This is a genomic window from Streptomyces mesophilus, from assembly GCF_040300965.1.
Classification (GTDB): domain Bacteria; phylum Actinomycetota; class Actinomycetes; order Streptomycetales; family Streptomycetaceae; genus Streptomyces; species Streptomyces mesophilus_A.
In genome coordinates this window covers 1-26,649 of sequence record NZ_JBEPEW010000119.1, presented here as the reverse complement: position 1 = coordinate 26,649, position 26,649 = coordinate 1, and the positions used below count along the sequence as shown (strand labels likewise).

Sequence of the window (26,649 nt, the reverse complement as noted above, 5' to 3'; positions counted from 1 at the left end):
CCGACGGCCAGGCGGGCCGCGTGCGCGAACCCGTCCGCGAGCTTGCGCCGGTCGAGGCCGCGGGCCCCGGTCCACAGCGGGTGCCCTTGCAGGACGGTGGAGGCGTCGTGGTCGCCGGCGTGGGCCGAGACGATGGGCAGCCCGGCCGCCATGTACTCGTACACCTTCCCGGAGGTCATGTACCGACCGCCGAGCACGAGCAGGACCAGTGCGTCCCACCCGGCGTACACGCCGGCCACGTCCGCCTTGTTCACGGGCCCGCCGAAGTGCACGCCGACGTCCTCGGCCCGGCGCAGCAGCTCGATCTTGGGGCCGCCGCCCCGGTCGGCGCCGAACCCGCCGTGTCCCCGCACCTCGAAGCGTGCGTTCGCGAGGAGCGGCTCGCTCGCACGGGCCAGGCGCCAGGCGTCGAGCAGCGCACGCAGCTGCCCGACGGGGGAGCTGAGGAGGCCGAGATAGCCGAAGGTGAGGGGGAGTCCGGAGGGTTCGCGGCCCTTCGCGTCGGGTGCGCTGTCGGCGTCGTAGCCGTTGCGCACCACCTTCACGCGGTCGGCCAGATGCGGATAGCGCGTGCGGTAGTGCCCGGCGATGGGGTCGTTGACCACCCACAGGGAGAGCGCCTCGTCGAGCGCCTTGCGTTCCCAGCGCCCCTCGGGGCTGTCCGGGCCGAAAGCGGTCCTGCTGCCCACGACGTCGACGGACCAGCCGTCGCGGAAGTCGACGGCGTAGGGGACCCGGTGCTTCTCCCACAGTGCGCGCGCCGCGCAGAGCGTCACGTACGGGGTGCAGGTCACCAGCGTCAGATCGACCGGGCGTGCGCGGTGCAGACCGAGGACCGCGCGCTCGAGCGCGGCTCGCCAGCCGCCGAAGGCGGCCTCGGGGAAGGACTCCTTGTTCCGCTCCCGCAGTTGCTTGACCCAGCCCGTGGGGTCGGCGGCGCGCGCCTCGGGGAAGCGGCGGATCCCGGTCTCCAAGTCCGTCCGGCGCAACGGCAGTTCGATCACCCGTACCCGGGGGTCGACCCGGTCGAGCAGGCTCAGGTCGATGCCGGACTCCAGCTCCCAGGAGTCCCGGGCGATGGTCACGACGGTGACGTCCCAGCCCGCGGCGCACATCTGGTTGGCCGTCTCGCGCAGACGGTACGTGGAGCTCTTGGCCGCGGGCGGAAAACCGATGGCCACATAGAGGAGATGACGGCGACGGCCCGGCCCGTCCGGTGGTGCTGGCATGGTGCCGCACGCTAGCACGCAGAGTGATGGATCAAGTGCGCTGCGTCATGGTCATCTCATTTACGGGGTGCCTCGGAGTGATCTGCTTCTGTACGGCGTTGCCGCGCCTCGTCCGTGCTCGTTGAAGCTCGGTCCCGGCACCCCCCATCGGAGGTAACTGCCCATGCGTGTCTGCGTAGTGGCCCTCGGCAAGATCGGTCTCCCCCTGGCGGTCCAGTTCGCGGCCAAGGGGCACGAGGTCGTCGGCGCCGACGTCGACGGGCGGGTGGTGGACCTCGTGAACGAGGGGGTCGAGCCGTTCCCCGGGGAGCGTGAACTCGATGTGCGGCTCAAGAAGGCGGTCGCGGACGGCAGGTTGAGGGCGACGACGGACACGGCCGCCGCGGTGGCGGGCTCGGATGCCGTCGTCCTCGTCGTCCCGCTGTACGTGACCGCCGACGGCACCCCCGACTTCGGCTGGATGGACGCGGCCACCCGCGACGTGGCCCGCGGACTGCGTCCCGGCACGCTCGTCTCGTACGAGACGACCTTGCCGGTGGGCACGACCCGCACTCGCTGGGCGCCGATGCTCGAGGAGGGCTCCGGGCTGCGGGCCGGACGCGAGTTCTCGCTGGTGTTCAGCCCCGAACGGGTCCTGACCGGACGGGTCTTCGCCGATCTGCGCCGCTATCCGAAGCTGGTCGGCGGTGTGGACGAGGCCTCGGCACGGGCGGGCGTGGAGTTCTACGAGGAGGTCCTCGACTTCGACGTACGAGACGACCTGCCGCGCCCCAACGGTGTCTGGGACCTCGGCTCGGCCGAGGCCGCCGAGCTGGCCAAGCTGGCCGAGACGACCTACCGGGATGTGAACATCGCTCTCGCCAACCAGTTCGCGCGCTTCGCGGACCGGTCGGGCATCGACGTACGCGCCGTGATCGAGGCGTGCAACTCGCAGCCGTACAGCCATATCCACCAGCCGGGGATCGCGGTGGGCGGGCACTGCATCCCGGTGTATCCGCGGATGTACCTGTGGAACGACCCGTCGGCGACCGTGGTGGCCGCCGCCCGCGAGGCGAACGCGGCGATGCCCGGCTATGCGGTGACACGTCTCGCAGAGGCGTACGGGGACCTGGTGGGTGCGGAGGTCCTGGTGCTCGGGGCGGCGTACCGGGGCGGGGTCAAGGAGACTGCGTTCTCCGGGGTGTTCGGCGTGGTGGGCGCGCTGCGGTCGGCGGGCGCCGTGCCGTACGTCAGCGATCCGCTGTACACGGACGAGGAGTTGGCCGGGCTCGGGCTCACCCCGCATGCGGAGCAGGACGTCACCGCGCTCGTGGTGCAGGCCGACCACGCGGAGTACGCGGGCTTCGGGGCCGAGGACTTCCCGCACGTACGGGTGCTGGTGGACGGCCGGCGTGTCACCGATCCGGCCAGGTGGGAGGGCGTGCGGCGGATCGTGCTCGGGGCGCCCTCGTAGGCGGCGCGGTGGCCGTCACGCATGTGGTCGGCTGACGCCTCCAGCAACGAGCGGCGCGCTCGGTCGTTTGCAGGGCATGCAGAACACGCCCGGTGCTACGCCGGATGTCAGCGTCATCGTCGCCGTCTACAACACGATGCCGTATCTGACCCACTGCCTGACGTCCCTGGTCTCGCAGACCATCGGGACGGACCGGATCGAGGTCGTCGCGGTCGACGACGGTTCGACGGACGGCAGCGAGAAGGAACTCGAGCGGTTCGCCGGACAACACCCCGGTGTTTTCAGGGTCGTTCACCAGGAGAACTCCGGCGGCCCCGCCGTGCCCAGCAACCGTGCCCTCGATCTGGCGCGCGGACGGTACGTCCTCTTCATCGGCGCCGACGACCATCTGGGCGTCGAGGCGCTCGAGCGCATGGTGAGCGCCGCGGACCGGCTCGGCTCCGACATCGTGCTCGGGCGGATGGTCGGCGTGAACGGGCGCTGGGTGTCGAAGGCCGTGTTCGGCGAGAGCCGGGACGAGGTGACGCTGTACGACTCGGCCCTGCCCTGGGCCCTGTCCAACACCAAGTTGTTCCGGCGGGAGTTGATCGAGGAGCACGGGCTGCGCTTCCCCGAGGACCTGCCGGTCCTGAGCGACCAGCCGTTCACCCTGGAGGCCTGCTTCAGGGCCGGGCGCATCACCGTACTCGCCGACTACGACTACTACTTCGCCGTACGCCGCGACGACGAGACCAACGCCACCGTCTCCTTCCGCGCTCTCGACCGGTTGCGCGGCACCCGGCAGCTCTTCGAGCTCACGCGGCGCCTGTCGGAGCCGGGCCGCGGCCGGGAGTGGATCCATCAGCGCCACTTCACCTGGGAGGTGGCGCGGCTGATCAGCCCGGAGTTCCTGAAACTCGGTCCCGAGCAGCAGCGGGCGGTCTGCGACGGGGTGGGCGCCCTGCACGCGGCGTACGCCAGTGAGTACGCCCTGCGGAAGCTGTCGCAGGAGCAGCGGCTGCTGCTGCGGCTTGCGGAGCAGGGGGAACTCGGCGCACTGGTCGGTGTGTTGGAGTGCGCTGCGGCCGGCGGTCCGGCGGTGGTGGTGGAAGGCAGGCGGGCCTATGCGGACTATCCCTGTTTCCGTGACCCCGAGCTCGCGTTGCCGGACGCCTGGTTCGACCTCACCAAGGACACCCGCAAGCGGTTCGTCGAGCAGGAGTTCGGCCCGGCGGGCGTGCGCATCCGTGACGGACACCTGCTGCTCGAGGCCCGCAGTTCGCTGCCGGACCTGAGCGCGTTCGGGGCGGGCGCCGTGCGCGCCGAGACCGTGCTGGAACGGGCGGGGGAGCGCGTAACGCGGTCGTACGAGGCGGCCGTGGCCGCCGACGGAGAGGGCAGCGTGGTGCGTGTGGAGCTGCCCCTGGACGAGCTCTTCCCGCCGAAGCAGCCCCCGCGGGAGAGGTGGACCGTACGGCTCGTCGCCGCCGCACTCGGCGAGAGCCTCACGGTCCCGCTCGCGCCCGTGCCCGCGCAGGCCGCACCGTCCCGGCCGCGCAGACACGGACTGCGGGCCTACGAGGTCGACGCCTCGGGCTGCGGGGATGCGGGCGAGCTGCGCGTCACCGTACGGCCGCTGCCTCTGCCGCAGTTGCTGCGGGCGCGGGCTTGACGCAGAACTCCCTCTCGGCCGCCACCGGGTCCGCGGGAATCCGCAGCCGGGTCCGCTCCCAGGCCCCGGTGAGGTTCTGCCAGAACCGGCCGGGGGTGAGCGGTGCGCGCACCGAGTCCTGGAGTTCGGCGATCGCGCCACAGGTCAGGGCGTGCCGGGCGGCGCGCACGGCGGGTGAGTCGGTGGCCGCCGGGTCTGTGTAGTCGGCGATGACCCAGGACCGCTTGATCGGCTTCTCGTGGCCGGCCTTCTTGAAGACGGTCGGCTGCGTATGGGCGCCCAACGGGTTGGAGAGGCCCAGGTAGTCGACCGCGATCTCGTCCAACGGGATCGCGACGCCCGCGTGGCCGAGGCGGGCCTCCATACCCGCGAAGCGGGCGGCGGGGCGGTGTTGCGCCGAGAGCGGGAAGGCCCGCACTTCGCGGTCGTAATTCATCTCGATCAGCACGACCGGTTCACCCTCGGCCCGCAGCCGCCGCACCTCGCGGGCGAAGAGGAAGCCGCGCCCGGCGTGCGCCGCCTGCGTCACGGGGTGCTGCTGCCCGGTGGCCCCCACGTATCCCGCGTGCTCGTCCAGAATGAAGGAGACCCCGTCGTTCTTGTACGGAGGGCGCCAGATCAGCAGGCAGGCCCCGGCCCATACGGCGAGGGCGGTGAGCGCGGATGCCGTGATACGGGTCAGGGGCACGAGGAAGCCGGGCAGCAGCACGAGGAACAGCGCCGGCAGCAGCATCCGGCCGTGCATGAAGTCACCGCCCACCTTGGTGACGAACAGGGCGGATGCCAGACCCGTGGCGACCGGAGTCGCGGCGATGATCAGCGCCCGGCGGCCGTCGGGCGCCTCGCGGAGCGCGGCCGCGACCGGGACCGCCAGGGCCCCGAGCAGCACCAGGGGAAGCCACAGGTGGTACGGGGTGACGAAGTCGGCCAGGTAGTACAGGCCGCGGTCCCACAGCGTCCATGACGCTTCCTTGGTGATGGCGGGGAGCGGCACGAGGATGCCGTAGTACCCGGCCCGGAAGATCTCATAGCCGACCGGCAGCGCCAGACCCGCCGCGAGCGCGCTCAGGCCGCGGCGCCACCCGGGCCGTACGAGCGCGAAGAGCACCGCCGCGTACAGGCCGGTCACCAACGCCAGGTCGGGACGGACCAGCGGACCGAGCCCCAACAGGACGGCGGTCCACGCCAGATGGCGCCCGGTGCGGCCGACGTGGACGAGCGTCCACCACGTCGCCCCCAGCCAGCAGAAGGCAAGCCCCGTCTCCAGGCCGGAGGTGGCGTAGTCCCACATCGCCTGGACCGGCAGCAGGACGAGGACACCCAGCGGGACGACCCGGGCGGGGCGTCCGTACAGCGCGAGGGTGCCCAGCAGGGCGAGGGCGAAGCCGGCGGTGCACAGGCCGAGCCCCAGGCAGACGGCGACCGTCGCCGGGTCCATTCCGGTCGGCAGGGTCGCGGCCGCCACCAGCCACTGCCACAGCGTGCCGGTCGAGGTCTCGACCCGCTCACCGATGTTGTAGACGGGGCCGTTGCCCGCGAGGATCTGCCGGACCACGCGGGTGTAGATGAGCCCGTCGTCACCGATCCAGCGGTGGTTCCAGCCCGCCACCAGGATCCAGAGGGTGGGGAGGCCGACGGCCACCGTCCTCCAGGGGAACCCACGCCTGACACGTGGCGTGGCACGGGAGGTGTGCTGGGGGGACGGGACGAACGGCAGGCGCCTGGCCGCTTCAAGAACTGACATATGGGTCTAACCTCTGGCCGTGCCTCGGGTTACGCCGCGTAAGGCGCAAATTGACGCAGACCGTAGCCCCATCCCTGCCAAGGCAGTTGAGGAGGGAAACCACGCTTCCGAGAGGACCGCCCCTGATGCACCCCTCCGCCTACGCCCACATGAAGCTCTGCGTCGACCAGTACATGCCCGCCCAAGGACGCTCCTGTGTCGTCGACTTGGGGTCGCGGATCTCCGACCGCCAGGTGCGCACCCACAGGTCGCTGCTCGAAGGGCGGGACATCGACTACATCGGTGTGGACGTGCTCGACGGCCGCAATGTCGACCGTGTGATGACCGAGCCGTACCGCATTCCCGTGAAGTCGCGCACCGCGGACTTCGTGCTGTCGGGGCAGGCGTTCGAGCACATTCCGTTCTTCTGGGGGACGATGCTGGAGATCGCGCGGGTGCTCAAGCCGGGCGGGCGGGCCTTCATCACCGCGCCCTCGCGCGGCCATGTGCACGACGCCCAGGACTGCTGGCGGTACTACCCGGACGGATTCCGGGCGCTCGCCGCCTGGTCGGGGCTCACCCTGAGCGAGGTGCACACCGACTTCCCGCCGCTGCGCGGGATCCGGCACGACTATCCCGGCATCGACGCGAAGAACGCGTACTGGGGCGACTCGGTCGGCGTCTTCGAGCGGCCGGCCTCCTACCCGGCCCTGCGCATGCGCCTCGTACGCGGGGTCACCTGCTGGTGGGCCAACCGGATCGGTGGCGTCGACAACGTCCCCGTACCGCCGCAGCTCGCCGCGCGTGCGAGCTGCGTGCCTGGTGGGGCGGTTCCCCAGCAGGTCGGCTGAGTCGAGGCGGTATCTTCCCGCCAATGCACGTGGTGTAACCGCGAGTTGACGCAAAGTGACGGCGAGGGGAATTCCGCGTAGGGTCCGCGCGTATGGCATGGAAGAACGCCGTCAACGGCACCCTGCGCACCCTCACCGGCTATCAACTGACGCGGCCCGCGGTGCCCGAGCCGCGGGCCAAGACCGCTCCCGCACCCACGGCCGCGCCGGCCAAGCCCAAGCCCAAGGGCCTCAACCTCCCCGTCGACTACGACGACGAGGCCAAGAGCACGATCCGCGCGGTCAAGCCGTGGACCATGACCTCGCCGGAGCGGCTGAACGCCTTCATCCTCGCCACCCGGCATGTCGTCAAGCACGACATCCCCGGCGACATCGTCGAGTGCGGTGTGTGGCGCGGCGGTTCGATGCAGGCCTGCGCCAAGACCCTGCTCCACTGCGGTGTCACCGACCGCGACCTGTACCTCTTCGACACGTACGAGGGCATGACCGAGCCCACCGAGGAGGATCTGCGGCGCGACGGCAAGTCCGCGGCGGACCTGCTCGCCGTGCAGGGCAAGGACAGGCCGATCTGGGCCGTCGCCACGCTCGACGACGTCAAGTCCGGTTTCGAGAACGTGCCTTACCCCGCCGAGCGCGTTCACTACGTACAGGGCAAGGTCGAGGACACCGTGCCCGGCCAGGCGCCGGAGCAGATCGCGATCCTGCGCCTGGACACCGACTGGTACGCGTCCACCAAGCATGAACTCGACCATCTCTACGAGCGGTTGGTCCCCGGCGGCGTCCTGCTGATCGACGACTACGGCTACTGGCAGGGCTCGCGCCAGGCCGTGGACGAGTTCCTCGAGGAGACCGGCGAGCGGCTGCTGCTGCTGCGCATGGACGAGGGACGCATCGCCGTGAAGCCGTGAACGTCCGCTCGACGGCGATCGGTTGACCTCCGGTCCCCGTGCCCCGGCCCCGGCCGTGCGGCACGGGGGCCTCTCCGCGTGATCACCCGTATGGCCCATGCAAGGTGACCCGGCGCCCGGACACCGGTTGTTCACGGGAAGGCCCATCGCCGTTCTCCGGAAGGAATGTGCGCAGCGCATGACAGCCCGACTCAGCGTCGTCGTCCCCATCTACAACGTCGAGGATTACCTCGGTGCCTGCCTCGAGTCGCTGGCCGGGCAGACCATGCCGGACCTCGAGGTCGTCATGGTCAACGACGGTTCCACGGACGGCAGTCGGGAGATCGCCCGCCGCTACGCCGACGGCGACCGCCGCTTCCGGCTCGTCGACCAGGCCAATGCCGGGCTCGGTGCCGCCCGCAACGCGGGGGCGCGCGAGGCGGGCGGCGTCCATCTCGCCTTCGTCGACAGCGACGACATGATCCCGGCCGAGGCGTACGAGCGGATGCTGGGCATGCTCGACGAGACCGGATCCGACTTCGTGACGGGCAACGTCCACCGGCTGCGTGCGGACGGCACCCAGCAGCAGTCGCCGATGTTCCGCAAGGTCATGGCCACCACCCGCAGCGCCACCCATGTCACACGCGACTGGGATCTGCTCGGCGATCGCATCGCCTGCAACAAGGTCTTCCGCCGGGACTTCTGGAACCGGCACGCCTTCGCGTTCCCTGAGGGCGTGCTCTTCGAGGACATCCCGGTGGTCCTGCCCGCGCACTTCGAGGCCCGCAGCGTGGACGTCCTGAGCGACACCGTGTACCTGTGGCGCGACCGGGACGGCTCGATCTCGAACCGGCGCGCGGTGCCGCGGGCCATCAAGGACCGTACGGCCTCGGTTGCTTCGGCCAGCCGCTATCTCGGCGAACGCGCCGCGAAGGCGCCCGGAGACGCGCTGCGGGCCGAGGCCAAGCGGCGCTACGACGCCAGCGTGATCGCCGGCGACCTGTGGATGTTCATGGAGGCCCTGCCCGACGGCGGCAGCGACTATCACCAGGCCTTCCTCGACGAGGCCAACTCCTTCGTGGACCGCGTCGATCCGGCGCTCCTCGACGAGCTGCCGCTCGGTCTGCGCGTGCGCTGGCGGCTCATCCGGGAGCGCCGGATCGACGAACTGCTCGCGTTCATGGCTTTCGAGAAGGTCCACCCGAAGGCCTTCCGTGTCCGCCGCACCTGGCGTGGACGCCGCGCGGACTTCCCCGTGATCACCGCGCCGCTGCCCGCGCGCACCATGGCCGTGGGCCGCGGCGACATGCCCCTGGAGGCGAGGATCACCCAGGCCTCCTGGGACGAAGACGGCCGGCTGCGCCTTTCGGGCCACGCCTATGTACGCAACCTTCCGCCCGGCCGGATCGCGGCCCGGGCCCGGGCCGTCTGGCTGCGCGCGGGGCGCCGGGCGATCCCGTTGAAGCTGCGCACGGTCGCCTCGCGGGAGGCGACCCTCGCCTCCCGGCAGGGGCTGCACAACTACGACCGCACCGGCTTCGAGACGGTCGTCGACGTACGGAAGCTGGTCAGCGGCCGGGCGAGCACCACGTGGAACCTGGAGATGGCGGCCGTCGCGGGCAGACTGCGGCCGCGCACCGGGCCGCTGCGCATGAGCGGCCCCTGCGCCGTGCCCGTGCGCTACCTGGAGGACTTCCTGCGGATCGTGCCCACCCTGAGCGGCGGCCGCTTCCGGCTGCGGGTGGACCGCGTCGAGCAGCGCCTGGTCGAGCACCGTGAGGTGGGCGAACAGCTCCGGATCACCGGCGAGTTGGCGCCGGGCGCGAACACCTCCCTGGTAGCGGTCCGCGTCGAGAACTGGCGCACCCGCGAGAGCCGCGACCTGCCGGTCCGCGTCGAGGGCCGCACCTTCACCGCCGAGGTGCCGCTCGACCTCCTCGAGGCCGGTGAGGGACCCGCCGACCCCTGGGGCGTGGGCGTGGTGCGCAAGGGCGGCGGCTGGGCATCGCTCGCGGTACTGCCCGACATCGCACCGGGCCGCTACGGTCTCGGCGGCGGCCGCGAACTCATGGTCCTGGCCAACCCCTCCGGCAACACCGAACTGCGCGCACAGGACGTACGCCCGGTGGTGGACGCCCTGCGCTGGACGGACCAGGGCGGCCGCCTCGAACTCGAAGGCAGCTTCCCCTGCGCCGGCGACGTCCCGCGCGAGCTGGTTCTCGTGCACAGCGGCCACCAGGAGGAGGCGCTGGGCGAACTGACCGTCACCGACGGCAGGTTCAGCGCGGCCCTTCGCCCCCAGGCCGTCGCGGGACCGGCCGGAGTGCTGCCGCTCGCCGAGGGCGACTGGTACCCGTTCCTGCGCGCCCGCGGCGACCGCGATCCCGAGCGCCGTGTGCCGCTCCTGGTCACCACGGCACTGCACGGCGAACTGCCCGTCGTACGCGAGCTGCACGGCAGGGATTTCACGCTGCAGCGCCGCCACCACGACCAGCTGCTCATCACCTCCGGCTCCGAACTGCCCACGGAGGACCGCGGACGCGCCGCACAGGACCGCCTGAAGGAACGCTACGCACAGCTGCGGGCGGAGCCCCTGCGCGACGCCGTCCTGTACGCAGGCTTCGGAGGCCGCCAGTACTCCGACTCGCCGCGCGCCATCCACCAGGAACTCCGCAGGCGCGGCAGCGAGTTGGAGCATCTGTGGGTGGTGCGCGACCAGCAGGTCGAGCTGCCCTCCGGTACTCGCGCCGTCCCGCTGTGGAGCGCCGAGTGGTACGAGGCGCTCGCCCGCAGCCGGTACATCGTCACCAACAGCCAGCTGCCGGACTGGTTCGAACGCGCCCCGGACCAGTTCGTCGTCCAGACCTGGCACGGCACTCCGCTGAAGCGGATCGGCCGCGATGTGGCCGGCACCCTGTCGGCGGACGCGCGCTACATCGACAGCCTGCCGCGCCTGGCCGCCCAGTGGTCGCTGTTCGTCTCCCCGAACAGCTTCTCCACCCCGGTGCTGTCCGGAGCGCTCGGCTACACCGGCGACGTGCTGGCCAGCGGCTATCCGCGCAACGACATCCTGCACGCCCCCGACCGGGCCAAGGTCGCCGCGTCCGTACGCGAAAAGCTCGGCATCCCCGACGGCAAGCGCGTCATCCTCTACGCGCCCACCTGGCGGGAGGACCAGCCGCGCAAAGCCGGCCGGTACGGTCTCGACCTCCAGCTCGATCCGGCCGCCGCCGAGGCGGCGCTCGGCGAGGACCATGTGCTGCTGGTGCGCCGGCACTACCTGGTCGGCGGTTCGGTGCCGCAGACCGCTTTCGTACGGGACGTCTCCCGCCATCCGGACGCCGCCGAGCTCCTGTTGATCGCCGATGTGCTCGTCACCGACTACTCGTCGATGATGTTCGACTTCGCGCAGACCGGCCGTCCGATGATCTTCCACACGTACGACCTGGAGCACTACCGGGACGGTCTGCGCGGCTTCTACTTCGACTTCCCCGCGCAGGCCCCCGGCCCGCTCCTGCGGACCGGCGAGGAGGTCATCGCCGCCTTGCGGGGACTGCCCGAATCGGCCGCCGCGTACCAAGGCGCGTACGACCGCTTCCGTGACACCTTCTGCGATCTGGACGACGGGACCGCGGCCGCCCAGGTGGTCGACGCGATGCTGCGGGGCGGGGTGGACGGACGATGAGCACGGCGGATCTGTTCTTCGTCAGCGTCGCCCTCACCTGCGACGCGAAGACCTCGGCCGAAGCCGTCGGAGCCTCGGTGCGCTCGGTGCTCGCCCAGACGCTCGCCGGCACCGAGGCCGCGCTTCTGGGCGAGCCGTCCGAGGCGGCGGCCGCACTGGCCGCCGAACATCCGCACCGGGTACGGATCGGTCCACCGCGCGGCACCTATGTGATCCCGCTGGCCCCCGGTGAACTCCTGGACCGCAACGCCGCGCGCAACCTCCACGCCGCCGCCGTGCGCACGGACGCCGATCTGGTCGCGGGCCGGTGGAGCAGGCTGACGGGCAAGGGCCGCAAGGAGGCCGTGCCCGCCTGGCAGGCGGACCTGTTCGCCCGCTCGCGCGTGCTCACCGATGTGGGTCAGGCCCCCGAGCTCGTCACCCGCGACACCCTCGGCGCGGGCTTCTGCGTACGGCGCTCGAAGCTGGACTTCACCGCCGACGGGCTCGAACTCGCCCTCGGCGCCGAGAAGATCGCCCTCGTACCGAACCTGATCACGACCCGCAGAGCCGCCCCCGACGCACTGCGGGACCTGCCGGCCGCGGCCGCCGCGCAGCGCCGGGCGGCCGCGCTCCTGGACGACTCGGCCATGCGGCGCGCGGCGCGTGGGGCCTTCCTCGCCGACCACGTCCTGCCCGCCGTGCACGCACTGCCCGGCCTCGGGCGCGAAGCCTGCGCCGCAGCCGTCGCCGAGCTCGCCCGCACGGTGGAGGGGCTCGTCGACGACGCCGATCTCGCCGGACTCCCGCCGCTGGAGCGGGTGGCGTTCCGCCTGCTTGCGGACGGCGACGCGGAAGGGGCGCGGCGGGCCGCATACGCGCTGGCCCACCCCGGCACCGTGGTCAGCCCGCTCGTGCACCGTGAGGGCCGGGTGTACTGGGGCCCTGACCACACCACCGCGGTGTACGACCTCACCGAACTCGGCCACCAGTACCGCACCCCGGCCGAACACCGGTTGCTCGGCCGGGTCACCGGCTGCCGACGGGAGCAGGGCCGGCTGGTCGTCGAGGGCGAGACAGCCCTGCCGTTCGACGCCTCGGCCTACGAGAGGACCACCGCCTCCCTCGTCTTCAAGGTGCGCGACGCGGGGGACACCACAGTCACCCTGCCGGTGGACGACGTACGGGTCGAACGGCACGCCCTCGTCTGGAAGGCGCGCCTCCCGCTCACCGACGGCCTGCGCCCCCGCGGAATCGGCGACCGGGTCTGGGACCCCAGGCTGTGCCTGGTCGTCGACGGTGAACCGGCCCCGTCCTGCGATCTGTTCGCGGACAAGGAGACGGTGCCGGGCCAGTCCGCGGCCCTGCGCGGCAGGCCTCGGCTGACGCGGCTCACCGCCGACACCTGGCAGCCCTACGTCACCGCCAAGCACCACCTCGCCGTCACGCTGCTGCCGCGCAGGAAGGCGGCCCGCAAGGCGAACGCGGCCGCGCACTACCTCACCGGCTTCCGGCCGGCCCGCGTGCTCAAGGGCATGGCGAAGAAGCTGCGCAAGCGGCGTGACGTCCTGCACTCCCAGCGCTTCAAACTGCGCGTCTACCGGGGGCTGCTGTCGCGTCTTCCGGTCCGGCGCGGCGGCATCGTCTTCGAGAGCCACATGGGCAAGTGCTACGGAGACAGCCCGCGCGCCCTGTACGAGGAACTGCGCACCCGCCGCGCCCGCTTGCGGGCCACGTGGTCCTACGCCTCCTCGCCCGAGGGGTTCCCCGCCGACGCGAAGCTGGTGCGGCGCTGGTCCTGGCCCTACCTGTGGGCGCTCGCGCGGGCCGAGTGGTGGGTGGACAACCAAGGGTTCCCGCACACCCTGAACAAGCCGGGACACACCACCTATCTGCAGACCTGGCACGGATCCGCGTACAAGCGCATGGGGTACGACGAGATCCGGCACAAGATGCAGAACGCGCCCCAGCGGACACAACTCGCCCGCGCCATCGACCGGTTCGACCACTTCCTCGTGCGCTCCGAACACGATGTGCGGACCCTCGCGCACGCCTACCGGATCCCCGAGGAGCGGCTCCTGAGAGCCGGCTACCCGCGCAACGACCGCCTGGTCGAGGCCCGGCTGCGCGACGAGCGTGAGGGACGCTTCCCGCGCCCCGCCCTCGCCGCGGAGCTCGGCATCCCCGACCACAAGACGGTCGTCCTGTACGCACCGACCTTCCGGGGCACCCCGCGCAACAAGCAGGCCCGACTCGCCCTGGACGTCCGCGAGTTCGCCGAGCGGTTCGGCGACACCCACGTGCTGCTCGTACGCGCGCACTACATGGAGACGGCCACCCTGCCCGCGACCGCGCCCGGCACGGTGATCGATGTCTCGGCGCACCACGACGTCAGCGAGATCCAGTGCCTCGCCGACGTCCTGATCACCGACTACTCGTCGATCATGTTCGACTTCGCGCTCCTGGACCGGCCGATCATCCACTTCGCGCCCGACCTCGACACCTACGCCGCCGAACGCGGCAGCTACTTCGATCTGCGGTCCTGTTCCGGCGGCCCGGTCGTCGAGACCCAGGAGGAGCTGCTGCAGACGCTCGCCGGCCTCAAGAAGTCCGACGGCGAGTGGCAGCAGGTGCGGCGGGAGTTCGCGGCGAAGTTCGGTGCCTATGACGACGGGCACTCCGCGCGGACCGTCGTCGAGCAGCTCTTCAGTGACCGCATTGGCCGGAAGGACCGTACGCGATGAAGCAGCGTCAACTGTTCCTGCTCGGCAACACCGTCGACGAGCTCGGCGGGGTCGCCGGCTGGACCCATCAGATGGCCCGACTCTTCACCGGCCGGGGGCACAGCGTCCATGTCATCGGAGTGCACGAGGCCGAGCTCAAGATGCCGCTGCCCGACAACCCGGGCTACCCGGTGACCCCCCTCTATCCCAGCCACCCCCGAACAGCGCGCAGGCTCAGCGGAGTTCAGCGCCTCAACCTCGCCGCCCGGCGGCAGGAGGCGGCCCGCGTCGCCGACAAGAAGCGGGCGGTCGCCAAGCTCGGCGGCCTGCTCGAAGGCGCGCGCCGCGGCTCCGTCGTGATCGCCACCCAGGTCTGGCCCATGGAGTGGCTGCGCGAGGTCGACACCTCGCACCTGCGGATCGTCGGCATGAGCCATGAGTCCTTCGCGTACTCCCGTGCCTGTCACCGCTACCACTGGATCAAGCGGCACTACCCGCACGTGGACCGCTGGCTCGCCCTCACCCAGGAGGACGCCGACATCTGGATCCACGAGGGCCTGCAGAACGTCGGCCATATGCCCAACGCCCTCGCCCATCTGCCGGCCGTTCCCTCGCCGCGCAAGGAGAAGGTCGTCGCCAGCATCGGACGGCTCGCGGACCAGAAGGGGGTCGACATGCTGCTCGACACCTGGGCCAGGGTCGCGCCGTTCCGGCCCGACTGGGAGCTCAGGATCCACGGCGCCGGCGCGGACGAGCCCCAACTCCGGGTGCAATGCACGGAATTGGGGCTCGACGGATCGGTGCGCTGGATGGGCCGCACCTCCGACGTGCCCGGCGTGCTCGCCGAGTCCTCGGTGTTCGTGCAGTCCTCCCGGGGCGAGGGCTTCCCGCTCGCGCTGATGGAGGCGATGGCGAGCGCGGTGCCCTGCGCGGCCTTTGACTGCGCCCCCGGCGTACGGGAGATCGTGCGCGACGGCGAGGACGGGCTGCTCGCTCCCGCGGGCGACATCGACGCGCTCGCCGACCGGCTGCTCCGCCTGACCGGCAATCCCCGCCTGCGGGACGACATGGGGGACCGGGCCCGGGTGAACGTCCAGCGCTTCTCGCAGGAGCAGGTGCTCGACCAGTGGGAGGAGCTGTTCGAGCTGCTGGAGCGGTGAGCCGTCGCGGTCTGCTGGACCCCTGCGCTCGCTCGACCTGTGCGGCCCTCACGGGGGTGGGGTGCGTACCGCGTCCCAGTCGATCCGGTAGCTCCGCCCGATCTTCCTCGCGGACAGCTGCCCGGAAGCGATCAGCCGCCTGACATGTGACTCCGAGCAGTTCAGCAGACCCGCGACCTCTTTCACCGTGAGCAAAGTGAGGGAGCCCAACTTGGAGCCTTCCGAGAGGTATTCCGCGGGCCTGCCCGTCACCAGATGCTCGTGAACGTCTCCGGGGGTCGCGCCAGTTCATTGACTACCTCCCATCGCGGGAGCGACATTCCACAAAACGCGTTGTATATGGTTCCTTTCGAGCAGCGAATATCCTCGAACGATATTCCGTCATGTCCGCGGGATTTCCGGTGGAAGTTCGCCTCGATCTTCGCGGCCATCCAGTCGCAGCTCGGGCAGGCCGCGTAAAGATGCATCTGATGCAGGAATGAATTCAGTTCAGCGAGTTCGGGGCGACGGATATCCGGTTTCTGCAACTTCCCCCTGAGCCCCACGGGTCCCCCTTGATTGTTCAGTGGCGACCATGCCTGTTCACGCATGATGGCGCGCCGAAGTCAATCGAAGTGCCAGCAGCTTCGAATGAGAGAGGAAGCGGCTCGTGAAAGAGCAGAGCGGGACTCCGCGGAGCAGCGGGGAAGCACCGGCCCCGGCGAAATGGTCCCCCAGTGAGCGGTGGCAGGTGCGGGTAGGGGTCGCAGGCGTACTGGTCGCACTGGCCGCGGGTTCGGTGCAGTTCGTCCAAGGCCTCGACGAGCCTTCGACGCGGCTCGGTTACCTCATCGTGGAGCCTCAGGGAGACCAGGGTGCTCGCTGGTGCGAGGGCAAGGGCAAGGGCAAGAAGACGGTAGCGCTGCCGGGCGTCCGGGCGCTGAAGGGAACGTCCGGGCGCTGAAGGGATAGGGACGAACGCCGTACGGTGCGGGCCGCGGCATCCTCGGCCCGACCGTCAGCCGCAATGTGCATGCCGGGGGCGTGCGCTAAGGCTTGCGCCCCCACACGTACACCTGGTCTCCCGACCTGAGGACGGCCCACAGCTTCTTGGCGTCCCCGAACGTCATGTTCACGCAGCCGTGCGAGCCCGGCGGCCGGTGGACGCTTCCGTAGATGCCGTGGAAGGCCTGGCCGCCGTTGAAGAACTGGCTGTAGGGCATGGGCGCTTCGTACAGCGTCGAGTAGTGGTTCTTGTGCCGCCAGTAGATCTTGTGCCAGCCGGTGCGGGTGCCGTATCCGGCCCGGCCCGAGCGCACCGGCACCGGGCCGAAGACGCGCTTGCCGGCCTTGGTGACCCACATCAGCTGACGCTTCAGATCGACGCACGCCACCCGCCCCGGCCGCTTCGGGCAGAGGCTCTCGGGATCCTTGAGGGCCTGCAGCTGCCGCACCCGCGCATAGGTCACCGGTCCGGCGAAGCCGATCGCGGGCCGGATGCCCTGCTTCTGCTGGAAGGCCTTGATGGCCCGGCAGTCGGCCGCCGACTGCCGCCCGTCCGCCTTCAGCTTCAGCCAGCGCTCGACCTGCTTCTGATACGGGCCGGTGCTCGCCGTACAGGCGGGGGCGCGCGCCGCGTCCGCCGGCGGTACGTACTCGACCGGGGCGTACGAGGAGGGCGGGGGAGCCACCGGTTCCAGGGCGTCCTCGGCCGCGCTGGGCCGGTAGACCTCGGGGGCGAGCGCCTGGTCGGGGGTGTCGGGCTGCGGGGGCATCTGCCGGATGCCCGGTACGAGGCGCTGTGCGCCGGACAGGGGCCAGGCCTGCGTCATATCGGGGGCGAGCACCCCGGAGTGATCGGCCGGAGGCGGCATGAACTGGGGGACGGCCGTTGCCGACGGCTGGGGCGCGGGCGGTGCGGGGTCGGCAGCCGCCGGGTGTGCCGGGAGCGACGCAGCCACGGCGAGGAGCAGGGCCAGGCCCATAGGGGTCTCCCGTGCTCGAACGAAGTTGAGAGCTCGGGGAAAGGTTCTCTTGCGGATCATGGGCAAAAGGGAAACGCCGAAGCAGCCGCCGCCGGGGGAGCGGCGCGTCACTCTCCCCCGGGTGGCGGCAGCCTCGGAGCCTTACGGCAGCGCCTTGCCCACGGCACGCAGGACGACGGGAGGCAGCAGCTCCTGGACCACGCGGCGGGCCCCGCGCGGCGGCGGCAGCTTCGACGGGGCGATGCGCAGCACCGTGCCGCCGTCGATGGTGTCCTCGCCCACGGTCCGGTCCGTGCGCTCCGCCGCCCAGCTGCGCAGCACCCGCTGGAACGGCCCGGGATCGCCCCAGGTCGCGTACAGCTTGGCGGGTGAGACGCACACGGGACGCAGCCCCTTGGTGAAGACCGCCTCCCACACTGCCGCGGCGACACCCGGCACATGCTCGGTGCGGTAGTCGTCGAGCGCGACGATGCCGTGCGGGCGCAGGGCGCGCCGGGCGATGTCGATATCGCCGCTGACGTCCTCGTACTGATGCGAGGCGTCGATATGCACGAAGCGGCAGCTCTTCTCGGCGAGCTCCTCGGCGAGTTCCACGGTGCGGCCGTGGACGATGCGGGGCAACTCCTCGTGGAAGGCGAGGTAGTTCGCCTCGAAGGCGTCCCTGGTGAGGCGCTTGCGGTAGTACGCGAGCGTGCCGCGGCGGCTGTAGCTGCCGTGGGTCTCGTCGCCGAACAGATCGCAGACCGTCAGCACGTCCCCGGGCCCCAGGTGGCGTCCCATGAGGATCGCGCTCTTGCCGAGATAGCACCCCATCTCGGCCAGATCGCCCGGATCGGGACCGGTCGCCTCGATCAGTACGCCGAACAGGTCCTGGTCGACCGGCTGGAACCAGCCGGGCACTTCGTCCAGGGCGCGCGGCCTTCGTGCGGTCGTGGTGGGGTTCATCAGCGCCGCCCCAGGAGCGTCCGCAGGCGGTTTTTCGGCAGGGGGCGGTGCTCGGGAGCCCCCGCCTCGCGATGCCGGGACACCGGCTGCCGGGGCAGCCGCGCCTTGCGGCCGCTGATGCGGATCATCGGGTCGCCCGCCACCTGCTCGGCGCCGTGCCACATGTCGTCACGGCCCGCGAGCATCGCCGCGAGATCGGCGTGCACCGCGTCGTACGCGCCCCAGGTCCCGTAGAACTTCGTGGCCGTGATGCACAGCGGACGCAGCCCCGTCGTGGCGACCGCGCCCCAGGTGGCGGCGGCGACGCCCGGGCAGTGTTCGGCGCGGAAGTCGTCGAGCACGAGGATGCCGTCCTCGCCGATCAGGTCGCGGGCGGCGGCGATGTCGCCGTGCACGTGCTCGTACAGATGCGAGGCGTCCACGTGGATGAACCGGCAGGTGCCCGGCTCGACATGGTCGGTGATCACCGAGGACGGGCCCTGGACGACGGCCGGAAGCTCGTCGTGGAACGACAGGTAGTTGGCCTCGAAGGCGCGGCGCGTGAGGGTCGCGTACGAGCGGTTCATCTCGCGGCTGTTCGCATCGTCCTCGGCCGGGGAGTCGAAGAGGTCGCAGACCGTGAAGAGTTCACCGGGGCGCAGGTAACGGCCCATGAAGATGGCACTCTTGCCGAGATAGGCGCCGATCTCGAGAAGGTCACCCGTCTGGCCCTGTTCGCCCTGGCGGGTCAGGAACCAGTCGAAGAGCACCTGATCCGGGCTGTGGAACCAGCCCTTGACCTCGGACAGGCTGGTGGGACGGGGCAGGGTGGCGGGGTCGCACGGGGCGTGCTGCATCGGAACTCCCGGGAGTGTCACGGCCGTTCGGGCACAGGGGCAACGAGCGTCGGCTCGGCCGGTTGCGGTACGCCGATACGCGCGGCGGCAGCCGGCACGGGGCGCCTGTCCGCCAGGGGAACCACCGGGGGAAGGCCAGGTGTCTGGCCGAGGAACAGATGGCGTACGACGCGTTCGGCGGCCCGCCCGTCGTCGTACGCGCAGAAGCGCTCTCGGAACGCGGCCCGCAGCTGCGCCGAGCGCGAGCCGCGCCAGTGGCCGGTGGCGAAGATGTCGATCAGCTCGTCCTCGCTGCGGGCGACCGTGCCCGGCGGGAACGCGCGCAGATCGAAGTAGGTGCCACGGGCGGCCTCGTAGGCCTCCCAGTCGTCCGCGTAGATGACGATCGGGCGGTCGAGGTTGGCGTAGTCGAACATCAGCGACGAGTAGTCCGTGACCAGCGCGTCGCTCGCCAGGCACAGCGTCTCCACGCTCGGGTGGGACGAGACGTCGATCAGACGGGCGGAGTCGGCGGTGGCGAGCGGGGCCTCGTAGCTGTGGTGCGCGCGGGTCAGCACCGTATAGCGCGGACCCAGCTCGCGCAGCATCCGCTCCAGGTCGACCGAGGTGCGCTGGGTGCTCCGGTAGTCGCGGTACGTCGGCGCGTACAGAATCGCCGTGGAGCCCTCGGGGATGCCGAGCGTCTCGCGCAGCCGGGCCACCTCGTGCGAAGTGGCGTGCAGGAAGCGGTCGTTGCGCGGATAGCCGTACTCGAGGATCTCGTACGTGGCGGGGAAGACCCGCTCCCAGGTCAGCGTCGAGTGGCGGTTGGCGGACAGCACGTAGTCCCACTTGTCCGCGCTGGCCATCAGCTGCCCGAAGTCCGTGTCACGGGCCGCGGCCGGGCGGTCCTGGAGGTCGAGGCCCATGTGCTTGAGCGGGGTGCCGTGCTGGGTCTGGATCAGGATCTGTCCGGGGCGCTTGACCAGCCTGCGGTCGAAGTTGACGTTGTTCACCAGGTACTTGGCGCGCGCGAGCGCCGTCCAGTACGCCGCCGTACCCGGGGTGAGGCGCCGCGTCCCCGTCGGTACGTGGTGGCGGTGCGCGGGCTCCGAGATCCACGCGGTACGGATGCCGGGCGCCAGCTCGCGGACCTTCGCCTCGATCGCGCCGGGGTTGCAGGAGTGGCCACGGCCCCAATAGGCCGAGAACACCGCGTAGTCCGTCTTCACCGGCAGCTTCAGCTGGACGCGGTAGTGCACCTGGAGCAGGGCGCCGCGGGCGAGGCGTTTGAGGCTCTTCGCGTACGAGGCGAGCCGGGACTTCACGCCCCGGGTGAGCATCAGCGTCCGGTACGTGCGGTGGGTGCCCAGCTTGACCAGCGCGTGCCGCAACCGGGTGCGCAGCGGCACGGGGTGGCCCTTGGTGCGGTAGCGGCCGTAGTGGGCGCGGGCCCGGCGCAGGAACTCGGCACGGGTGCCGCGCGGCAGGCGGCCGCGCTTGGTGAAGATCGTCGAGTAGTGGTCGATCATCCGGCGGAACATCACCGGGCGCCAACGGGCCAGCTCCGGACGGGAGTCGAGGAAGGCGAAGACGCGCTCGTACTGGTCGAAGATGTCGAAGTGCTTACGGCTTGTCGTGCCGAGGATCGAGCCTCGCCGGCGCTGGCGGTAGTGCACGCAGACCCGGTCGAGGACCGCGAGCGACTCGGCCGCGAGGAGCGCCGGATACGTCCAGGGCGTGTCCTCGTAGTAGCCGGGCGGGAAGGCCAGCTGCTGCTCCTCGATGAACTCGCGGCGGTACGCCTTGTTCCAGGCGACCATGATGACCTTCAACAGGCCGGGCCGGTCGGCCAGTTGGAAGCTCGCCGGGCCTCCCTCGCCGAGCAGGTGCGCGAACTCGTTGCGCCGGACCTCGCCGGTCCAGTAGGTGCGCGCATAGTCGTAGAGCAGGATGTCCGGGCTGTCGGTCTCCTTGAGGCGCTCGGAGATCGCACGCAGGGAGTCCGGGGTGAGGGTGTCGTCGCTGTCCAGGAAGATCAGGTACTCACCGCGCGCCTGCGCCATACCGGCGTTACGGGCCCGTCCGAGACCGACGTTCTCCGTGAGGTGGACGGCTCTGACCCGGGGGTCCGCGGCCGCGAACTCATCGATGATCGCGGGCGATCCATCGGGTGAGCAGTCGTCGACGACGATCAACTCGAAGTCCGTACAGGACTGTTCGAGGACCGAGAAGAGGCATTCGTGCAGGTATGCCTGCACCTTGTACACGGGGACGATGACACTGAACCGGGGCAAGGCACATCCATGGGTCGGCACGGGCATACTGCCGTGAAACGGCCCTGGGCGTAGAGCAGTTACGCCAGACGTGGCATACGGGGGAACTCTCCGGTACGACGGAAGGCGCCCTGCAGGTCAGGGCGCCTTCCAACATCGTTTGCTCATCGTTTACTTGACGGTTTCTTCCCTCTCGCCTACTTGACCGCTCCCGCCATCACGCCGGACACGAACTGCCGCTGGAACGCGAAGAACACGGCCAGCGGAATCACCAGCGAGAGGAACGCGCCGGGGGCGAGCGTCTCGATGTTCTGGCTGAACGCCCGGGTCTCGCGGGTCAGCGCGACCGTCAGCGGCTGCGACGAGGTGTCCGTGAAGATCAGCGCCACCAGGAGGTCGTTCCACACCCACAGGAACTGGAAGATGGCGAGCGAGGCGAGGGCGGGCCCCGCGAGCGGCATCACCACCGTGAAGAACAGCCGTACCTCGCCGGCCCCGTCGAGCCGTGCCGCCTCGAGGAGTTCACGGGGGATCTCCGCGAAGAAGTTCCGCAGCAGGAACACCGCGAACGGCAGACCGAAGCCCACATGGAACAGGATCGGGCCGACGATCGAACCGAACACCCCGATGTCGCCGAACAGGCGGGCAAGGGGGATCAGCGCGATCTGGATCGGGACCACGAGCAGCCCCACCACGGCCACGAACCACCAGTCGCGCCCCTTGAAGTCCATCCACGCGAAGGCGTAACCGGCCATCGCGCCGAAGACGACCACGAGCAGCGTCGAAGGCACCGTGATCCAGATGGTGTTGAGCAGCGCGTCGGTGATCGTGTCGTTGCCGAGCAGGGTCGAGTACAGCTCGGAGGTGAACTGGGAGGGCTCGGTGAATATCGTCCACCAGCCCGACTCGGTCATCTCGCCGGGGTCGCGGAACGACGAGGCGAGCAGGCCGAGCGTCGGTGTCAGCCAGAGCAGCGCCATCAGGATCAGGAAGACGCGCAGGACCCCGCCGCCCGAACGGCTCGCTATCCGTGCGGCGAGGGACGGGCGGGGCGGGCCCCCTGGGCCGTCCGCGGAGGGCGCCGTCGCCACCGCGGCCTTCGGTTCTGCGGGGGCTTTCTGCCCGCTGGGGGCCTTCGGGTCGGTGGGACCGGAGAACTCGGATGCTGCCGATGACTCGCTCACCGTCGGCCCTCCTTCCGCAGACGCCGGATGTTGATGATCATCACCGGCAGGACCAGGATGAACAGGACGATGGCGATGGCGCTGCCGAGCCCGTAGTCGGCCCGCGGCCCGAAGGCCACCAGATACAGCTGGAGCGCAAGGACGTTGGCGTCGTCCTGCACGGGTTCGGGCGCGATGATGTAGACCAGGTCGAAGATCTTCATCACGTTGATCATCAGGGTGACGAACACGACCACGAGGACTGGTGCGAGCAGCGGCACCGTGACCCTGCGGAACACCTGCCACTCGTTGGCCCCGTCCACGCGGGCCGCCTCCAGGAGATTGCGGTCCACTCCGGCGAGCCCGGCCGCGATGAGCACCATCGCGAAGCCGGCCCACATCCAGGCGTACGCACCGATCACGGCGGGTGTGACAAGGCTTGGGCCGAGCCAGTCCAGCCCGTTGTAGGCCGCCCCGAAGTTCGATGCGGGCAACCGCAGTTGAGCCCCGTCCGCCTCCTTGGGCAGCGAGAACGTACCGTCGTCGCCGGTCGTCGCGGACGCGACCACGTCGCCGTCCTTGACCGCCTCGACCTTCACGCCGGGCAGCGCGCTCTCCTTGCCGTCGACGACGCCCTTCTCGCCGCCGCCGCCCTTTTGGAAGTCCAGCCATACGGTGCCGGTGATCTCGTCGCCCGCGGCCTCGGCCGTTTTCGCCGGGCCAGGGTTGCCGGGCACCTTGTCCGGCGGGATCCCGACCAGCGGGAGCAGCGCCGGTTCGCCCGCCGACACGGTGGACTTGGTGGTGTACGGGCCCTTGGCGCGCGGCCCTTCCATGCCCGACCAGTTCGGCGCGCTCGCCTTGGGATACGCGGTCGATTCCACGAAGGTGTCGTGCACGCCCACGACCACGGCGTTCGCGACGCCCTGGTCCGGGTCGGCCTCGTACACCAGACGGAAGATGATGCCCGCGGCCAGCATCGAGATGGCCATCGGCATGAAAATGATCAGCTTGAACGCGGTCTGCCAGCGCACCCGTTCGGTCAGCACGGCGAAGATCAGGCCGAGCCCGGTGACCAGGGCGGGCGCGATCGCGACCCAGATCGCGGTGTTCTTCAGGGCCGTGAACGTGGCGTCGTCGCTGAACACATCGCCGTAGTTGCCGAGCCCGACGAAGCCGTCGCCGGTCTCGTCGTACAGGCTGCGCCAGACCGAGTACCCGATGGGGTAGACCACGAGCGCGCCCAGCATGATCAGGGCGGGCAGCAGGAACAGCACCACCACCCAGGGCCTGGTGCCGAGCACGCTCTTACGCGGTTTCGCGGGGGGCACACCGGCAGGACCGGCGGCCCCCGCGCTCACTGCAGGGGTCGACATCGGAGGCCGTCAGCCCTTGTACGCCTTGGCCGCGGCGCTCTCCAGCTGCTGCTGCAGCCCTTCCACGTCACCGGGGTTCTTCAGGAAGTCCTGCAGCCCCTTCCACATGCCCTGACCCTTCGTACCGCCGAACGCGGCCGGAGCCTGGTCGGACATGTCGAAGCGGAAGTCGTCACCGGCGTCGAGCAGCGCCTGGGCGATCTCGCGGGTGATCTTGTCCTTGTACTTGGCCATGTCCACCGACTTGTTGGGGGACAGGATGCCGCCCTGGTTCACCCAGATCTCGGCCGCGTCCTTCGAGGCCAGCCAGGTGATCATCGCCTGGGACGCCTCGCCGTCCTTCAGGACCGTGGCCACGTCGCCGGCGCTGACGACCGGCGATTCGTCGCCGACCGCCGGGAACTTGAAGACATCGGCGTCCTCGCCGAGCTTCGCGTCCGTGTCGGCGTTGATGTTCGCCGCGACGAAGTCGCCCTCGAAGACCATCGCGGCCGGGGAGTCACCGCTGAAGGTGTTCGTCACGGACTTCGGGAACTCGGTGCGCAGCGCCCCGTCCGCTCCGCCCTGGATCAGGTCGTCCTTGCCCCACAGCTCGGCGAGCGTGGTGAGGGCTTCCTTCACGCTGGGGTCGGTCCACTTGATCTCGTGCTTGGCCAGCTGGTCGTACTTCTCGGGCCCGGCCTGCGAGAGATAGATGTTCTCGAACCAGTCCGTGAGGGTCCAGCCGTCCTGGCCGCCGATGGACACCGCGGGCCAGCCCGCGTCGGACAGCGTCTGCGCCGTCTCCACGAAGCTCTTCCAGTCCGCGGGCGGCTCGGTGATGCCGGCGGTCTCGAAGCCCTCGGTGTTGTACCAGATCAGGGACTTGTTCGCGGCCTTCGCGTAGACGCCGTACTGCTTGCCCTCGTACGCGCCGAGGTCCTTCCAGCCCTTGCTGAAGTTCTTGTCGAGCTGAGCCTGCGCCTCCTTGCCGAGCGGCTTGACCCAGCCGCGCTCGGCGAACTGGTGCAACACGCCCACCTGCGGCAGGAAGGAGACGTTCGGCGGCTTGCCGCCCTCGATCCTCGTGCCGAGCACGGTGGCGGTGTTGTCGCCGGTGGACAGGTAGTTGACCTTGGCGCCCGTGCGCTTCTCGAACTCTTCGAGGACCTTCCTGAAGTTCTTCTCCTCGGGCCCGGACCACACGCCCGAGACCTCCAGTGTCTGGCCGTCGAGCTTGGGCAGCTCGACCGTCTGGGCCGCTCCTGTGTCCTTGCCGTCACCGGGCTTGTCCTCAGAGCCGCCGTCGTCACCGCAGCCGCTGAGCGCCAAGGCGCCCACGGCGGCGAGCGCGATCGCGGCCCTGCGTGTCCGAAGAGTTGTGCGCATCACTGCCCCGTCTCTCCCTTGGGCACCGTCGCCGGACTCCCCTCTGCCGCGCGACGGGGCGAGTCCGGCGACAGCGCCCGCGCTGTCCCGTGCGGTCTGGTCTACGCCCGGGGGTGGGGCGCCGCAATAGCGCCTGCGGTGTCAAGTACGTGATCGTGATGGGGTCGTGACGGGATGTCAGGACAAACTGCTCAGCCCGACTCGGCCCCGACGGCGCCCCACCCGACCAAGCCGCACCCTCACAACAGCGAAGGAACCTCGCGCGCCGCCACCGACCGCGCCGCCCGCTCCAGGGCGCTGGCGAGGAGGGCCAAGTCCGTGGGCCCGTTGCCGAGTTCGCGTACGGGGCGGCGGTCCGGCGGATCGCCCATGCGCTCCCACTCCAGGACCATCGCGGTCGGCCGCAGTGTCGCCGTACGCGGGATGCGCCCCGTGACCCGCCCCGTCTGGAACGGCACCACCCGGCCGTCGGCGAGCAGCAGCCGCCCCCGCCCGGGCGCCGGATCCTCCGGCGCGGCGGAGGGCGCGGCGAGGACGATCCGTACGGCGGCGCCCCGGGCCGGCAGCGAATCCACCGTCCGTTCGGGCCGCCCCGTCGCCGCGACCAGATGGACGCCGAGCCGCTCACCTTCGCGTACGACGGCTTCCAGGGCCCGGACCACCGAGCCGGCCGAGGGCCGCCCGGGTGCGCCGAGCGCGGGGGCGATCAGGGCGTCGAGGTCGTCGACCACGACGACAAGACGCGCAAGTGCCGTCTCCTGCGTGATCCCCGCTTCGGAACTCCGCCCGCCCGCACGCAACTTGAGGGTCGAGCTCGGGGGAGCGTCCAAGTCCGCCGAACCGTCCCCGGACCCCGAGCGCTGCGTGACCATCCGTCCGGCGACCGCCCGTCCCGTATGCCACTCGGCGAAATCGCTGCGGCCGAGCAGCTCGCTGCGCCGCTTCAGCTCGGCGGTCAGCGATTGGGCGAACTCCCGCATCCGTACCGGGTCGTTGGCCGCTAGGTGCGTGGTCACATGGGGCAGCTCCGTGGCGGGCCGCAGCCCGTCACCCCGCTCCGCGCCCGCGCCGTCCACGAGGACGAGGCCGAGCCGGTCCGGCCGTTCGGCCGAGGCGAGCGAGGCGGCGACCGCGCGAAGCAGCTCGGTCCGTCCGCTGCCCGGAGGACCCTCGACGATGACATGCGGCCCCTGGGCGACCAGGTCCGCGCAGACCGGACCGCGCGGTCCGGCCCCGAGCACCGCCCAGGCGCGTCCGCCCGGCGAATCGTGGTCGTCCGCGGCCGCCGCCCAGCGGGCGAGCAGCGAGGCCGGGGTGGCCCGCGCGAGCCCCAACTCGTCCAGGAGACGGGCCGCCTGGGGCAGCGGGGAGGCGAGACGGGCGGCCTGCGGCCCGTTCTCC

19 protein-coding genes are annotated in these 26,649 nt (G+C 70.7%); 8 read left to right on the top strand and 11 right to left on the bottom strand.

Going from position 1 to position 26,649, the window contains the following annotated elements; genetic code table 11:
* On the bottom strand, positions 1–1,229 hold a 1,229-nt coding region (locus tag ABT367_RS31175), incomplete at its 3' end, for a glycosyltransferase (RefSeq protein ID WP_352256620.1).
* A 163-nt stretch (positions 1,230–1,392) separates the two neighbouring features.
* Here ABT367_RS31175 and ABT367_RS31170 point away from each other — a divergent pair.
* Positions 1,393–2,682: a nucleotide sugar dehydrogenase gene (locus ABT367_RS31170; RefSeq protein WP_352256619.1), complete on the top strand. Its 1,290-nt coding sequence runs from the start codon at positions 1,393–1,395 to the stop codon at positions 2,680–2,682.
* A 76-nt stretch (positions 2,683–2,758) separates the two neighbouring features.
* Complete coding sequence (locus tag ABT367_RS31165; RefSeq protein ID WP_352256618.1) at positions 2,759–4,333, top strand: glycosyltransferase family 2 protein; 1,575 nt, start codon at positions 2,759–2,761, stop codon at positions 4,331–4,333.
* Here the strand turns inward: ABT367_RS31165 and ABT367_RS31160 are convergent.
* Positions 4,284–5,975, bottom strand: a complete 1,692-nt coding sequence (locus ABT367_RS31160; RefSeq protein ID WP_352256617.1) for a hypothetical protein — start codon at positions 5,973–5,975, stop codon at positions 4,284–4,286. The two genes, ABT367_RS31165 and ABT367_RS31160, sit on opposite strands and share 50 nt — an antisense overlap.
* Positions 5,976–6,202: 227 nt before the next feature.
* On the opposite strand from ABT367_RS31160, the gene ABT367_RS31155 reads away from it, so the two are divergent.
* From ABT367_RS31155 to ABT367_RS31135, 5 genes are all read left to right on the top strand, one after another.
* Entirely contained in the window at positions 6,203–6,907 is a 705-nt protein-coding gene (locus ABT367_RS31155; protein WP_352256616.1) for a methyltransferase domain-containing protein, read from the top strand.
* A 92-nt stretch (positions 6,908–6,999) separates the two neighbouring features.
* Complete coding sequence (locus ABT367_RS31150; protein ID WP_352256615.1) at positions 7,000–7,815, top strand: TylF/MycF/NovP-related O-methyltransferase; 816 nt, start codon at positions 7,000–7,002, stop codon at positions 7,813–7,815.
* 178 nt (positions 7,816–7,993) lie between these two features.
* Positions 7,994–11,479: a CDP-glycerol glycerophosphotransferase family protein gene (locus tag ABT367_RS31145; RefSeq protein WP_352256614.1), complete on the top strand. Its 3,486-nt coding sequence runs from the start codon at positions 7,994–7,996 to the stop codon at positions 11,477–11,479.
* Positions 11,476–14,202 carry a CDP-glycerol glycerophosphotransferase family protein gene (locus ABT367_RS31140; RefSeq protein WP_352256613.1) on the top strand — a complete coding sequence of 909 codons (2,727 nt, stop codon included), beginning with the start codon at positions 11,476–11,478 and terminating at the stop codon, positions 14,200–14,202. Before ABT367_RS31145 ends, ABT367_RS31140 begins: the two co-directional genes overlap by 4 nt.
* Positions 14,199–15,341, top strand: coding sequence for a glycosyltransferase (locus ABT367_RS31135; protein WP_352256612.1), 1,143 nt, complete (start codon positions 14,199–14,201; stop codon positions 15,339–15,341). The genes ABT367_RS31140 and ABT367_RS31135 overlap by 4 nt, the downstream gene beginning before the upstream one ends.
* Before the next feature lie 48 nt (positions 15,342–15,389).
* Here the strand turns inward: ABT367_RS31135 and ABT367_RS31130 are convergent, their stop codons facing one another.
* Positions 15,390–15,527 carry an excisionase family DNA-binding protein gene (locus ABT367_RS31130; protein WP_352256611.1) on the bottom strand — a complete coding sequence of 46 codons (138 nt, stop codon included), beginning with the start codon at positions 15,525–15,527 and terminating at the stop codon, positions 15,390–15,392.
* A 463-nt stretch (positions 15,528–15,990) separates the two neighbouring features.
* On the opposite strand from ABT367_RS31130, the gene ABT367_RS31125 reads away from it, so the two are divergent.
* On the top strand, positions 15,991–16,284 hold the full coding sequence (locus tag ABT367_RS31125) for a hypothetical protein (RefSeq protein WP_352256610.1): 294 nt from the start codon (positions 15,991–15,993) through the stop codon (positions 16,282–16,284).
* An 85-nt stretch (positions 16,285–16,369) separates the two neighbouring features.
* Here the strand turns inward: ABT367_RS31125 and ABT367_RS31120 are convergent, their stop codons facing one another.
* From ABT367_RS31120 to ABT367_RS31085, 8 genes are all read right to left on the bottom strand, one after another.
* Positions 16,370–17,305, bottom strand: coding sequence for a L,D-transpeptidase family protein (locus ABT367_RS31120; protein WP_352256609.1), 936 nt, complete (start codon positions 17,303–17,305; stop codon positions 16,370–16,372).
* A 141-nt stretch (positions 17,306–17,446) separates the two neighbouring features.
* Positions 17,447–18,250: a class I SAM-dependent methyltransferase gene (locus ABT367_RS31115; RefSeq protein ID WP_352256608.1), complete on the bottom strand. Its 804-nt coding sequence runs from the start codon at positions 18,248–18,250 to the stop codon at positions 17,447–17,449.
* Positions 18,250–19,086 carry a class I SAM-dependent methyltransferase gene (locus ABT367_RS31110; protein WP_352256607.1) on the bottom strand — a complete coding sequence of 279 codons (837 nt, stop codon included), beginning with the start codon at positions 19,084–19,086 and terminating at the stop codon, positions 18,250–18,252. Before ABT367_RS31110 ends, ABT367_RS31115 begins: the two co-directional genes overlap by 1 nt.
* Positions 19,087–19,103: 17 nt before the next feature.
* Positions 19,104–21,362 (bottom strand): bifunctional glycosyltransferase/CDP-glycerol:glycerophosphate glycerophosphotransferase, encoded by a 2,259-nt coding sequence (locus ABT367_RS31105; protein WP_352256606.1) that lies wholly within the window; start codon positions 21,360–21,362, stop codon positions 19,104–19,106.
* Positions 21,363–21,538: 176 nt separating this feature from the next.
* Positions 21,539–22,432 carry a carbohydrate ABC transporter permease gene (locus ABT367_RS31100; RefSeq protein WP_352256621.1) on the bottom strand — a complete coding sequence of 298 codons (894 nt, stop codon included), beginning with the start codon at positions 22,430–22,432 and terminating at the stop codon, positions 21,539–21,541.
* A gap of 89 nt (positions 22,433–22,521) precedes the next feature.
* A complete protein-coding gene (locus ABT367_RS31095) occupies positions 22,522–23,880 on the bottom strand; it encodes a carbohydrate ABC transporter permease (RefSeq protein WP_352256605.1) in 1,359 nt (452 codons plus the stop codon).
* Positions 23,881–23,889: 9 nt separating this feature from the next.
* Positions 23,890–25,248: an ABC transporter substrate-binding protein gene (locus ABT367_RS31090; protein WP_352256604.1), complete on the bottom strand. Its 1,359-nt coding sequence runs from the start codon at positions 25,246–25,248 to the stop codon at positions 23,890–23,892.
* 239 nt (positions 25,249–25,487) lie between these two features.
* The coding region (locus ABT367_RS31085) for an FtsK/SpoIIIE domain-containing protein (protein WP_352256603.1) at positions 25,488–26,649 on the bottom strand (1,162 nt) is incomplete at its 5' end.

Coding starts and splice junctions, on each gene's coding strand:
- ABT367_RS31170 (WP_352256619.1), top strand. CDS start 1,393: ATGCGTGTCTGCGTAGTGGCCCTCGGCAAGATCGGTCTCCCCCTGGCG.
- ABT367_RS31165 (WP_352256618.1), top strand. CDS start 2,759: ATGCAGAACACGCCCGGTGCTACGCCGGATGTCAGCGTCATCGTCGCC.
- ABT367_RS31155 (WP_352256616.1), top strand. CDS start 6,203: ATGCACCCCTCCGCCTACGCCCACATGAAGCTCTGCGTCGACCAGTAC.
- ABT367_RS31150 (WP_352256615.1), top strand. CDS start 7,000: ATGGCATGGAAGAACGCCGTCAACGGCACCCTGCGCACCCTCACCGGC.
- ABT367_RS31145 (WP_352256614.1), top strand. CDS start 7,994: ATGACAGCCCGACTCAGCGTCGTCGTCCCCATCTACAACGTCGAGGAT.
- ABT367_RS31140 (WP_352256613.1), top strand. CDS start 11,476: ATGAGCACGGCGGATCTGTTCTTCGTCAGCGTCGCCCTCACCTGCGAC.
- ABT367_RS31135 (WP_352256612.1), top strand. CDS start 14,199: ATGAAGCAGCGTCAACTGTTCCTGCTCGGCAACACCGTCGACGAGCTC.
- ABT367_RS31120 (WP_352256609.1), bottom strand. CDS start 17,305: ATGGGCCTGGCCCTGCTCCTCGCCGTGGCTGCGTCGCTCCCGGCACAC.
- ABT367_RS31115 (WP_352256608.1), bottom strand. CDS start 18,250: ATGAACCCCACCACGACCGCACGAAGGCCGCGCGCCCTGGACGAAGTG.
- ABT367_RS31110 (WP_352256607.1), bottom strand. CDS start 19,086: ATGCAGCACGCCCCGTGCGACCCCGCCACCCTGCCCCGTCCCACCAGC.
- ABT367_RS31095 (WP_352256605.1), bottom strand. CDS start 23,880: ATGTCGACCCCTGCAGTGAGCGCGGGGGCCGCCGGTCCTGCCGGTGTG.
- ABT367_RS31090 (WP_352256604.1), bottom strand. CDS start 25,248: ATGCGCACAACTCTTCGGACACGCAGGGCCGCGATCGCGCTCGCCGCC.